Raw genomic sequence first — 12,557 nt, forward strand, 5'->3', positions numbered from 1 at the left:
TGCCGGGGTTGCTCTCCCCTGGCGGGAACGGGCCACCGGGCCCGGACCCGTCAAGGGTACCGGCCGCCTCGAAACCGTCCCTACAGATATCCGGGTGCGGGGGCCGGTCGTACAACATCACTAGCGCCGCGCCGCCAAATATTCTTAAAGTAGGGCAATGCGCACTGGTGAGCCCCTGCCCGCGGTGGAGCAGGTCCTCGCCGCTCTCTCGACCGGCGTCTGGCACTGGTCCACGGCGTCCGGTCTGGTCACGGTCGACGCCGAGGCGGCCCGCCTGCTCGGGCTGCCCGCGGAGGGGGCGGTGCTCACCGAGGCACAGACCCGGGCCCGGCTGCACCCGGTCGACTGGAACGAGATCACCGGTGTGATCCAGCTCGCGGTCGCGGAGCAGACGCTCGCGGAGGTCCGGATCCGGATCATGGACGATCAGGGGCGGGTCGTACGGGTCGTACGGAGCCGGTCGAAGCCGTCGTTCGATCCGGTGAAGCGGGCGTACGAGCTGATCGGCACCCTTCAGGAGGTGACCGAGCCGGAGCCGGGCACCCCGGCGGGGCGGCGGGCGGTGACCGGGGACTGGCGGCGCTCGCGGGAGGCGTTCCTGCTGGACGCGGGGCGGGCGCTGGCGGAGGCGCGGTCTACCGCTGAGGTACTACGGGTAGCGGCAGGGTTGTCGATGCCGGGGTTCACGCCGGACGGGCTCGCGGTCTTCGGGGTGGAGGGTGAGCGGCTGACGGTGATCGGCCACCACGGGCAGCAGCCGGGTGAGGAGGCGCCGTTCACGCAGCTCTCGGTGCGGACCGACTATCCCGCCGCGGAGGTAGTACGTACGGGGCGTGCGGTGTACCTCTCCTCGCCCGAGAAGTACCAGGACCGCTACCCCCTGACCTGGCCGCTCGCCGCGCACTTCGGCCGCCGGTCCTGGGCGTTCCTGCCGCTGACGGTCGCCGGGCGGACGATGGGGGCGTGGATGGCCGCGTTCACGTACCCCGTGGCGTTCACGCCGGACGAGCGGTCGGTGCTGACGACCGTCGCCCGCATGCTCGCGCAGGCCCTGAGCCGGGCCGGTGCCGCCGAGACGCAGCGGGAGCTGACGGACGGCCTCCAGCGCTCGATGCTGCCGACCTTGGGGGAGATACCCGGGATGACCCTGGCGGCGCGCTACATCCCCACCGGGGGTGGCCTTCAGGTAGGGGGTGACTGGTACGACATGATCCCGCTGCCGCGCGGCGGGTTCGCGCTGGTCATCGGGGACGTCCAGGGCCACGACGTACGCGCCGCAGGTCTGATGGGCCAGCTCCGGATAGCTCTCAGGGCCTACGCCTCCGAGGGGCACCGCCCGGACGCGGTCCTCTCCCGGGCGTCCCGCTTCTTCTACGGCCTCACCCACACGGACGACTCCCCGCGCTTCGCCACCTGCTTCTACGTGGAGGTCGACCCGGAGACCGGCGTCCTGGAGACCGCTCGCGCCGGCCATCTCGACCCGACGATCCTCATGCCCGACGGCACGGTCCTGCTCCGCTCGACGGCGGGCGGGCTCCCCCTAGGGATCGACCCTGACACCGACTACCCGACCTCGCGGATCACCCTGGACCCCGGCGAGACCCTGATGCTCTGCACGGACGGCCTCCTGGAGACCGGCGGGCACGACCTGGACACGGGCTGGAAGCGGATCCGGGCGACCCTCGAAACGCACCGGGGCACCCTGGAGGAGCTGGCCGACTCCCTCGTCCAGACCGTCCTGGGCCCCTCCTCCCACCACACCACGGGCCCGCTCGCCGACCGCCGCGAGGACGACATCGCCCTGGTCCTCCTCTCCCGAGCCCCCGACACCCCCGGCACCTCCCTCACCCCCGCCGTCCCCCGCCGCACGCTCCTGACCATCGCCCAGTCGGAGCCGGAGCGCGTGGCCGAGGCCCGCCACCAGCTCCGCGACCTCCTCCACGACTGGCCCTCCGCCGACCAGCTCGACTCCGCCGTCCTCCTCCTCTCCGAACTCCTCACCAACGTCCTCGTCCACACCGACGCGGACGCCCTCCTCCTCGCCGAGATCACCGGCACCCCCGGCACCCGCCGCCTCCGCATCGAGGTCACCGACACGACCGACGACCTCCCCCACAAACGCCGCCCCGGCGAACTGGCGTCCTCGGGGCGGGGGTTGGTCCTGATGGACCTGCTGGCCGACGCGTGGGGGGTGGACCCTCGGGGGGAGGGGAAGAGCATCTGGTTCGAGCTGTTCGAAGGGCCTGGGCCGGGAGCGTAACTAGGATGGCCTCATGACGACCGAGGACGCAGCAGGAGAGGGTGCACAGGCCGCTCCCGACGTGGTGGAGGACGTGTTCGAGGGGATCGCCACCGATGTGGAGGTGGAGAGCGCCGGAGAGGACACGGCCCTCATCGAGCGGCCCTGGAAACCGGAACAGATCCGGGTCAACACCAACCAGTTCTCCATCCGCAACATCCTCGACCAGATCGACGAGGGCTCGATCGAACTCGCCCCGGATTTCCAGCGCATGAGGGTCTGGCGCCACGATCAGAAGTCACTGCTGGTGGAATCCCTTCTGTTGCAGATCCCCCTGCCCGCGTTCTACTTCGCCGAGGACCAGGACAGCACGTTCCGCGTCGTCGACGGCCTCCAACGACTGTCCACACTGCACGAGTTCGTGCGAGGCGGCGCGACGAGCTTCGCCCTCGGCAAACTCGATCATCTGCACGACCTGCGGAACCGGCGCTTCTCCGATCTCCCTGTGCCGTTCCAACGGCGCATCAACAACACCCAGTTGCTTGTCAACGTGATCGATCCGATGACGCCACGCGGAGTGACGTACGAGATCTTCAAACGCATCAACACCGGTGGCACTCCGCTGAACGCGCAGGAGATCCGGCACTGTATGAGCCGGTCACGCAGCCGGGACATCCTCAAGCGCATGACCCACACGGACGCCTTCGCCAGTGCCACCGGCGGCCGCCTCACCGATCACATCCGGATGAACGACCGGGAGATGGCGCTGAGGTTCGCGGCATTCTGGCTGCGCGGGCTGCGCGGATATCTGGCGCGTCCGGTGATGGAGGAGTTCCTGATGAACGCCACCGAGATGCTCGATGATCCGAAGGAAGTCCCGGACGGTCAGGTGGCGGAGCTGGAGTCCGACTTCGAACGAGCAATGGCCCATGCCTTTCTCGTCTTCGGCGAGCACGCGTTTCGGAAGTGGCCGAAGAACACCGAGTCACGCAGCCCGATCAACCGGGCCCTGTTCGAGACCTGGTCCATCGCGTTGTCGGACCTGGATTTCACCACGGAGGATCTGCGCAGGCGCCGTAAGGACATCGTGCTGGCCGCCCGTCACCGTATGACGTACGACGTCACGTATCTCAACGCCATCACCTCCTCCACCGCCGACCGAGCCCGGGTGGAGACCCGGTTCGAGGCGGCGCGCGAAGACGTGAGGGCCGGTCTGTGATCAGCGCCCTGGAGATCAAGCGCTTCAAGTGCTTCGCCTCGGCGTCCTTCGACATGCGCCCGCTCACCGTCCTGACCGGCGTCAACGGCGGCGGCAAGAGCTCGCTGATCCAGTCGCTTCTGCTGGCCAGACTGGCGACCGTCGAAGGCCCCCGCAGCGTCCAGCTCAACGGCCCCCTGGGGCTGGCACTCGGTGAAGCCCGTGACGTCCTGCACTGGGACCATGACGAGGGCGACACGATAGAAGTGCGGTTGCACGACCACGAGGCCGACGAACAGTGGCGGTACGAGTTCGGCTTCCCCGGCACCGAGCGAGCCCTGCATCTGGACGTGCTCTCGGTTCCGCCCTCCACCGCCCCCGGCGTGGGGGCAGCGCCTCCCGGATTCACCTACTTGTGCGCCGAACGCCTTGGCCCTCGGGACATGTTGTCGCTCTCCGCCGAGGAGCCCGAGAGCATCGGGGTAGGCGTGCAGGGTGAGTACACCGCTCAGGTACTGGCCCTGCGCGAGACCCGTTCCGTAAGCCGACGCTCCAAGGTCCGCCCCGCGCTCCACCACTCGCGAAGCACCGCCACTCAGCCCCGGCTCCAAGCCGAGGCCTGGGCCTCCGACATCATCCGCCCCGTGCAGATCACCGCCCAGCTCGCCGGCGGCGTCATGGCCAGCACGATCCGCTTCGCGGAAACCCGCCCGACCGGCGAGGAAGTCCTCCGCCCCGCCAACACCGGCTTCGGCGTCTCCTACGCCCTTCCCGTCATCGTCGCCGGCCTGCTGACCGAACCCGGCGATCTGCTGATCGTCGAGAACCCGGAGGCCCACCTGCACCCGGCGGGCCAGTCGAAGCTGGGCCGGTTCCTCGCGCGGGTCGCGGGCAGCGGCGTCCAGGTCGTGGTCGAGACGCACAGCGACCACGTCCTCAACGGGGCTCGGCTCGCCGTGGCCGTCGACCGCTCCATCCGCGCGTCGGACATGATCACGCACTACTTCGACCACGACGGCCCCACGGCCATCGGCATCAACGACAAGGGCGAACTCGACCACTGGCCCGGCGGGTTCTTCGACCAGATCGAGACCGACCTGGGGCGGTTGGCGCGAGCGCGACGCGGCCGGTAACGGCGCCAAAGGGGGACGAGTTGGAGAACCTCGACGACGACTACCGTGTCGTCATCGGAGAAGAGTGCTTCGACTGGCGGGAGTTGACGGCCACAGCCCGGCGTGACGCGCTCGACGCACTCGGCGATGTCCTCCAACCGCTGGTGGACGGCCGCAAGGTGGCGCTCATGAACACCGCGTACGACGCGGAGTGCCTGCCGTCCAACACCCTGGCCGACGCGCTGTTCTCACCGGACGGCGACCTGCCGCACGATGAACGACGGCTCCTGCAACGGCTGTTGGACAAATGCCGGAGCATGGACGTGACCGATGCGGACCTGACATCGCAGGCCCGAGTCCCCGACACCCCTTGGTGCGAACCCTCTTGGGGAACAGCCCACGCCCTGTCCCGCGCGACGACCGGCCGGGCCATGTCCTGCCTGCTCCCGCCCTCGCACGGTTGGCCGTCCGGCTGGCACACGGTCGAGCGGACCACCGACGGCGCCCAGGACGAAGTCCGCCTGCACGTCCTGCGCATCCCCGAGGACACTCTCACCTTCTGGCGGGGTGTCTACGACCACGAACGGGTCCCGGCGGACCGCTTCTTCACCCTCACCGCCGACGCCTTCCCCGACCTGATCTTCACCGAATCCCTCCGCCTGAACCAATTCAAGGGAACCTACGCCGAGGTGCTCCCCTGGCTGTTGAAGCTGCTCGCCGCACTGAACGACCACTTCGCCCGCACCTTGGCCGAATGCGGCGGCGACCAGAAACGGGTCATGGACAGGTTCTCGGCGTTGGGCCTGGACATCTCCCCCGAGAACTCGAACACGAAGAAGAACGCGAAGGCGTGGGAACAGCGCAACGTCGTCCACCAGAAGGCGACTTACCGATGCGAATGGCACGGAAAGCGCCTGTGGGACCGCGACCGCGTCCACTTCTCCCTGCCGATCGCCGAGCGTGACGGCAGAGTGCTGGTCGGAATCTTCACGAACCATCTGGGCACGTGACGTGAGGAACGACCCCGCACAGCACCGTGAAGTGCCGTGCGGGGCCGTCTAGTTGACGAACCCTCAAAAACCCTGGGTTCAGATGCCGTTCTCCGTCATCCCATGAACCGCCGGCACCGTCCCCAGCCGCCCCTTCTGGAAGTCCTCGAACGCCTGCTGGAGTTCGGCCTTGGTGTTCATGACGAAGGGGCCGTAGTGGGCCATGGGCTCGCGGATGGGCTGCCCGCCCAGCAGCACGACTTCGAGGTCCGGGGTGTGGGAGTCCTGGGATTCGTCGGCGCGGACCGTCAAGGAGGTGCCGGTGCCGAAGACGGCGGTCTGGCCGAGGCGGATGGGGCGGCGTTCGGCGCCGACCGAGCCGCGGCCCGCCATGACGTACGCGAGGCCGTTGAAGTCCTCGCGCCAGGGCAGGGTGATCTCGGCGCCCGGTGCGAGGGTCGCGTGGATCATGGTGATCGGGGTGTGGGTGACGCCGGGGCCCTGGTGGCCGTCCAGTTCGCCCGCGATGACGCGCAGGAGGGCGCCACCGTCGGGGGAGGTGAGGAGCTGGACGTTGCCGCCGCGGATGTCCTGATACCTGGGAGCCATCATCTTGTCGCGCGCCGGGAGGTTCACCCACAGCTGGAGGCCGTGGAAGAGCCCGCCGGACATGACGAGCGACTCCGGCGGCGCCTCGATGTGCAGCAGGCCCGCGCCCGCCGTCATCCACTGCGTGTCGCCGTTGGTGATGGTCCCGCCGTTGCCCTGGCTGTCCTGGTGGTCGAAGATCCCGTCGATGATGTAGGTCACGGTCTCGAAGCCGCGGTGCGGGTGCCACGGGGTGCCCTTCGGCTCGCCCGGGGCGTACTCCACCTCACCCATCTGGTCCATCATGATGAACGGGTCGAGGTGGCGGTAGTTGATCCCCGCGAACGCTCTGCGTACCGGGAATCCCTCACCCTCGTAACCGCTGGGCGCGGTCGTGACGGCGAGTACAGGGCGCGCGACGGCGTCGGCCGGCGCGGTGACACGGGGGAGCGTCAACGGGTTCTCGACGGTCACTGCGGGCATGTCGGTTCCTCCTCGGACGCCGTTCGGCACAACACCGCACGGCAACGTCTTGCGACGATTTTAGTTGAACGCTGAACTTTCTGCCACCCCCAGGAACAGCGGGCGCCCGACGGACATTCCCCACCCTCAGGTACTACGGGTACTCCGAGGGGCTCGGGAAAAAGACGATCGTGTATCACGCGCAGGTGTGTTACAGTTCCTACGTTGCAGTTGCGGTACCCATGAACCTATGTGCGCCCGACGGGATTGCTTCCATCGGGCGCATTATTCGTTTTCCGGCATCTCCGGATGGGGCCTCTGCTCTACCTGAAGGAGATTGTCATGGCACAGGGCACCGTGAAGTGGTTCAACTCGGAAAAGGGCTTCGGCTTCATCGAGCAGGACGGCGGCGGCCCCGACGTCTTCGCCCACTACTCGAACATCCAGTCCCAGGGCTTCCGTGAGCTCCAGGAGGGCCAGCGCGTGTCCTTCGACGTCACGCAGGGCCAGAAGGGCCCGCAGGCGGAGAACATCGTCCCCGCCTAATCGCCGGACGTCTTTCGCTCGCCGGGGTTCGCACCAGCGTTGGTGCGGGCCCCGGTTTGCGCTGTTTCCAGGAAAAGGTGGACCCACCGCATGTCCCGCAGGCCCCAGAAGCCGAACCGCCGCGCCTCGTCGCCCCAGCAGTCCCCCGCCAAGCCGAGGGAGTTCCGGCTGCCGGAGAGCACGACGCCCGCGCTGCCCCCCGTCGCGGACTTCGCTGACCTGGACATGCCGGCCGGGCTGCTGAAGACCCTGACCGCGCAGGGCGTCACCACGCCCTTCCCGATCCAGGCCGCCACGCTCCCCAACTCGCTCGCCGGCCGTGACCTCCTCGGCCGTGGCCGTACCGGCTCCGGCAAGACCCTCGCGTTCGGCCTCGCGGTCCTGGCGCGGACGGCGGGGCTGCGCGCCCAGCCGAAGGCGCCGCTCGCGCTGGTACTAGTACCTACGAGGGAGCTGGCGCAGCAGGTCACCGACGCGCTGTTGCCGTACGCGACCGCCGTCAACCTGCGGATGGCCACCGTCGTCGGCGGGCTCTCCATCACCCGGCAGGCCGATACGCTGCGGCGCGGCGTCGAGGTGGTCGTCGCGAGTCCCGGGCGGCTCAACGACCTGGTCGAGCGCGGGGACTGTGTCCTCGACGACGTCCGGATCACGGTCCTCGACGAGGCCGACCAGATGACCGACATGGGGTTCCTGCCGCAGATCACCAAGCTGATCCAGAAGGTGCGGGCCGACGGGCAGCGGATGCTGTTCTCGGCGACCCTCGACCAGAACATCGACCGGCTGGTCCAGCGGTTCCTGACCGACCCGGTGACGCACTCCGTCGACCCGTCCGCCGGTGCGGTGACGACGATGGAGCACCACGTCCTGCACGTCGCGGACGAGACCGACAAGAAGGCCGTCACCACGCGGATCGCCGCGCGTGACGGGCGCGTCATCCTCTTCCTCGACACGAAGCGGTCCGCCGACCGGCTCGCCAAGCGGCTCCTCTCCGTGGGGGTGCGGGCTGCCGCGCTGCACGGCGGGCGGTCCCAGCCGCAGCGCAACCGGACGCTCGACCAGTTCAAGAACGGGCAGGTCACGGCGCTTGTCGCGACGAACGTGGCGGCTCGGGGGATACACGTCGACGACCTCGACCTCGTCGTCAACGTCGACCCTCCCGTAGATCACAAGGACTACCTCCACCGGGGTGGGCGGACCGCTCGCGCCGGGGGTTCCGGGACCGTCGTCACGCTGGTCCTGCCGGAGCAGAAGCGGGAGGTGACGCGGCTGATGTCCGACGCGGGTATTAGACCCCGTACCTCTCGGGTCTCCTCCACGGATACCGAGCTGTCCACGATCACGGGGGCTCGGGAGCCGTCGGGGGTCGCGGTGGTGATCGAAGTGCCGCAGCCGGCTGCTCCGCAGGGTGGTGCGGGGTCCGGGTCCGGGAGCCGGGGCGGGCGTCGGCGTCGCGGTGGCGGCGGGGCGGGTGCCGGGTCCGGGGCGTCCCGGACAGGGTCCTCGGCCGGTGCCGCGCCCAAGGGCGAAGGCCGGGGCGGCGAACGGCGGGGCCGTGGTGGTACGACGTCGGCGAGCCCGGCGTCGGGTGGTGCCGGTGGGTCGGGCGGACGCGGGTCCGGACGACGTCCCGGCGGTGGGACGGCGACGACGGGGACGTCCACGGGTGCCGCCTCCCCGAAGGGCGGACGCGGGACCGGTCGCCGGACCGGCGGCGGGACGGTGTCCGGCGGGGCTGCCGGATTCAGCGCCAGCGCCGGGGGCGGACGCCGGGGTACGCGACGGCCGTCGGCCGGCTAGCCGGGCAGGGAGAGCTCGGGGGTACTAGGGGTATGACGGGGATCGTCCCCCTAGTACCCCGACCCCCCTGCCTCTCCTCCACCCCGTACGACCCGTACGACCCGTACGACCCTGATCGCGCGGCCCTCGTGCGCCCCGCTCCGTACGCCCCGTACATCCCGTACGCCCCGTACCCCCGCAGAGCCACCCTCAGCCGTACATCCTCCGCATCGCGAACTCCACCATCTGCTCGACCGCCTTCGCGTCGAACACCATCCGGTGCTCGCCCTCCATGTCGAGGACGAATCCGTACCCCGTGGGGAGCAGGTCGATGACCTCGGCGCCGGTGATGACGAAGTACTTGGACTCCTTGCCGGCGTAGCGCCGCAGCTCCTTGAGGGAGCTGAACATGGGGATGACCGGCTGCTGCGTGTTGTGCAGCGCGAGGAACCCGGGGGTGTCCCCGCGCGGGCAGTACACCTTCGACGTCGCGAAGATCTGCTGGAAGTCCTCGGCAGCCATCTGCCCGGTGGTGAACGCTCTCACCGCGTCCGACAGCGACGGAGGCGACGGCTCCGGATAGAGGGGCGGCTGCTGACCGTACCCACCGACACCGCCGGGCTGCTGCGGCGGCGCGTACTGCTGCTGAGCGGCGCCCTCGCCCATGGGCTGGCCGTATCCGTACATGCCCCCAGCCTATCGAGAGTCAGGCGGGGACCGGGAGTTCGCGGTGTGACCAGTCACAGACAGGGGATCGGGGTTGCGACTTATTACCGGCGGGTAGCATCATCGTAGCTACTAGCTGGTACGTGAAACCACTGCGCGAGGAACACAGTGCCTCGCCGATCTCTTGCGGGAGCCATCACCATGGGGCACTACAAGTCGAACCTCCGCGACATCGAGTTCAACCTGTTCGAAGTACTCGGCCGCGACAAGCTGTACGGCACGGGCCTGTTCGAGGAGATGGACACGGACACCGCGAAGAGCATCCTGTCGGAGATGCTGCGGCTGTCCGAGAACGAGCTGGCGGAGTCCTTCGTGGACGCCGACCGCAACCCTCCGGTCTTCGACCCGGAGACGAACACCGCGCCGGTCACGCCGTCGTTCAAGAAGTCGTACAAGGCGTTCATGGACTCCGAGTACTGGCGGCTCGGACTGCCGGAGGAGATCGGTGGGACGACGGCGCCGCCGTCGCTGATCTGGGGGTTCGCGGAGCTGATCCTCGGCGCGAACCCGGCCGTGTGGATGTACTCCTCCGGTCCCGCGTTCGCGCGGATCCTCTTCGAGGAGGGCACCGAGGAGCAGAAGAAGTGGGCGAAGGTCGCGGTCGAGCGGACCTGGGGTTCGACCATGGTGCTGACCGAGCCGGACGCCGGGTCGGACGTCGGCGCGGGTCGGACGAAGGCGGTGCAGCAGGAGGACGGGTCCTGGCACATCGAGGGTGTGAAGCGGTTCATCACGTCCGGTGAGCACGACATGGAGGAGAACATCCTCCACTACGTGCTGGCCCGCCCCGAGGGTGCCGGTCCGGGTACTAAGGGTCTGTCCCTGTTCCTGGTCCCGAAGTATCACTTCGACGGTGAGACCGGAGAGCTGGGCGAGCGCAACGGCGTGTACGCGACGAACGTCGAGCACAAGATGGGCCTCAAGGCGTCCAACACGTGCGAGATGACGTTCGGCGACCGCCACCCCGCCAAGGGCTGGCTGATCGGCGACAAGCACGACGGCATCCGGCAGATGTTCCGCATCATCGAGTTCGCCCGCATGATGGTCGGCACGAAGGCGATCTCCACCCTCTCCACCGGCTACCTCAACGCGCTGGAATACGCCAAGGAGCGCGTCCAGGGCACCGACCTCGCCGCGTTCGGCGACAAGGCCGCGCCCAAGGTGACCATCACGCACCACCCCGACGTCCGGCGCTCCCTGCTCACCCAGAAGGCGTACGCCGAAGGTATGCGGGCGCTGGTCCTGCACACCGCCTCCGTCCAGGACTCGATCGCGCTGAAGGAAGCGGCCGGTGAGGACGCGAAGGCCGAGCACGCGCTGAACGACCTGCTCCTCCCCATCGTCAAGGGGTACGGGTCGGAGAAGGGGTACGAGCAGCTCGCGCAGTCGCTCCAGACGTTCGGTGGGTCCGGGTTCCTCCAGGAGTACCCGATCGAGCAGTACATCCGGGACGCGAAGATCGACACGCTCTACGAGGGCACGACCGCGATCCAGGGCCAGGACTTCTTCTTCCGCAAGATCGTCCGTAACCAGGGTGCCGCGCTCAACTCCCTCGCCGAGGACATCAAGAAGTTCCTCGCGCTGGGGACGGGTGGCGAGGAACTCGCGGGTGCGCGGGAGCAGTTGGCGAAGGCTGCCGTCGAGCTGGAGGCCATCGTCGGGCTCATGCTGACGGATCTCGCGGCGACCGAGCAGGACGTCAAGAACATCTACAAGGTGGGCCTCAACACGACTCGCCTGCTGATGGCGTCCGGTGACGTCATCGTCGGCTACCTCCTCCTCAAGGGTGCCGCCGTCGCCACCGAGAAGCTGGAGACCGCCTCCGCGAAGGACGTCCCCTTCTACACCGGCAAGATCGCCGCCGCGAAGTTCTTCGCAGCGACGGTGCTGCCGGGGGTGACGCTGGCCCGTAAGGTCGCCTCCGGGGTGGACCTGGATGTGATGGAGCTGGACGAGTCGGCGTTCTGACGGATCGTCGGTTCTCCCAACGGGCTTTGTACTGACGCCTGTTGACTGTGTGTGAGTGGGTCCCGTCCGGGGTCGGACGGGGCCCATTTGCGTTCTCGGCCCAGTTCCGTCGTCGGCGGCGGCTGTCGGCGGGGCTGATGCGGGCCGGCTCAGCGGAGGGGGTCCTTCTCGGGCGATCGCGCGTGTCGTGTGGTCGGCCGGTGTCGGGTGTATGCCGTCCGCGGTCCGGTGCTTCGGCTCGGTCGTCGCGGCGAGTTCGGTGAACACGGCTTCGGTGTCGGGGAGTTGGGCAACGCCCTTGCGGGCGGTCTGGGTCTTCGGGTCCAGGACGGTGCGCCACTGGATTCGCCCTTCTCTCCGATGAGGGCGTAGCCGGGTCCGGCCTCGGCGAGGGGAGTGAGCAACCGGTCGTACCCCGCTGCGAACTCTTCCACGGGGATCACGTACCCCTTCGGGTCTACCGGGTGCCAGAGTCCCCGCTCTCCCGCAGTCGGTGACCAACGGCTCGGTTCAGAACTGGCCGATCTGTCGAGGAGGGGCAGACGAGTTCGGCTCAGCGGGACAAGTTCACATGGGCGCACTTTTCCCGCTGGAACTTGCCGAACTGGAAGAGTTACGCGCCGGCAAGGCGGATGAACCCCGGCCCGGCGTCATCGGTGAACGCCGTGCGGACGGTACGGATCCGGCCGCACTCGGCCGCGTATTCCGATGCCCGAACGAGGGGTTCATCGACGGAGAGAGGGGGCTGGCCCCGGCAACAAACCCACCACTGGAAATCACCCGAACGAGTGACACCGTCTCAGTGGCAGACGTAGGAACAAATCGCCTCAGAGGAGGACACCCTTCTCGACACTGTCTCGCGGGACGCCCGAGGTCTCCTCGCCGACCTCCCGCAGAACCGTCCCATCGGGCCCGGCGCGGGACGCGTCGGCGGCGGGCGACCATGCCGG

At 68.7% G+C, this 12,557-nt stretch carries 9 protein-coding genes; 7 read left to right on the top strand and 2 right to left on the bottom strand.

All coding sequences use genetic code 11. The annotated features are described in order from the left end of the window. The first annotated feature begins 157 nt into the window (after positions 1-157). Genes ACVNF4_RS01675 through ACVNF4_RS01690 form a run of 4 tightly spaced genes read left to right on the top strand, consistent with a single transcriptional unit; the run spans position 158 to position 5,559 of the window. Positions 158-2,260 carry an ATP-binding SpoIIE family protein phosphatase gene (locus tag ACVNF4_RS01675; protein WP_461800807.1) on the top strand — a complete coding sequence of 701 codons (2,103 nt, stop codon included), beginning with the start codon at positions 158-160 and terminating at the stop codon, positions 2,258-2,260. A gap of 13 nt (positions 2,261-2,273) precedes the next feature. Then, on the top strand, positions 2,274-3,458 hold the full coding sequence (locus ACVNF4_RS01680; protein WP_461800808.1) for a GmrSD restriction endonuclease domain-containing protein: 1,185 nt from the start codon (positions 2,274-2,276) through the stop codon (positions 3,456-3,458). Beyond that, complete coding sequence (locus ACVNF4_RS01685) at positions 3,455-4,570, top strand: AAA family ATPase (RefSeq protein WP_461800809.1); 1,116 nt, start codon at positions 3,455-3,457, stop codon at positions 4,568-4,570. The genes ACVNF4_RS01680 and ACVNF4_RS01685 overlap by 4 nt, the downstream gene beginning before the upstream one ends. Before the next feature lie 20 nt (positions 4,571-4,590). After that, entirely contained in the window at positions 4,591-5,559 is a 969-nt protein-coding gene (locus ACVNF4_RS01690) for a hypothetical protein (RefSeq protein WP_461800810.1), read from the top strand. A gap of 78 nt (positions 5,560-5,637) precedes the next feature. Here the strand turns inward: ACVNF4_RS01690 and ACVNF4_RS01695 are convergent, their stop codons facing one another. Beyond that, on the bottom strand, positions 5,638-6,609 hold the full coding sequence (locus ACVNF4_RS01695) for a pirin family protein (protein WP_461800811.1): 972 nt from the start codon (positions 6,607-6,609) through the stop codon (positions 5,638-5,640). A 321-nt stretch (positions 6,610-6,930) separates the two neighbouring features. Between ACVNF4_RS01695 and ACVNF4_RS01700 the strand changes: the two genes are divergently transcribed. Both ACVNF4_RS01700 and ACVNF4_RS01705 read left to right on the top strand, forming a co-directional pair. Further along, a complete protein-coding gene (locus ACVNF4_RS01700) occupies positions 6,931-7,134 on the top strand; it encodes a cold-shock protein (protein ID WP_187748369.1) in 204 nt (67 codons plus the stop codon). 90 nt (positions 7,135-7,224) lie between these two features. After that, on the top strand, positions 7,225-8,934 hold the full coding sequence (locus ACVNF4_RS01705) for a DEAD/DEAH box helicase (protein WP_461800812.1): 1,710 nt from the start codon (positions 7,225-7,227) through the stop codon (positions 8,932-8,934). A gap of 189 nt (positions 8,935-9,123) precedes the next feature. Here the strand turns inward: ACVNF4_RS01705 and ACVNF4_RS01710 are convergent, their stop codons facing one another. Further along, on the bottom strand, positions 9,124-9,600 hold the full coding sequence (locus ACVNF4_RS01710) for an SseB family protein (RefSeq protein ID WP_050371310.1): 477 nt from the start codon (positions 9,598-9,600) through the stop codon (positions 9,124-9,126). Between the two features lie 180 nt (positions 9,601-9,780). On the opposite strand from ACVNF4_RS01710, the gene ACVNF4_RS01715 reads away from it, so the two are divergent. Next, positions 9,781-11,607 carry an acyl-CoA dehydrogenase gene (locus ACVNF4_RS01715; RefSeq protein WP_461800813.1) on the top strand — a complete coding sequence of 609 codons (1,827 nt, stop codon included), beginning with the start codon at positions 9,781-9,783 and terminating at the stop codon, positions 11,605-11,607. The last annotated feature ends 950 nt before the right edge of the window (positions 11,608-12,557 follow it).

The organism is Streptomyces sp. S6, assembly GCF_054880855.1.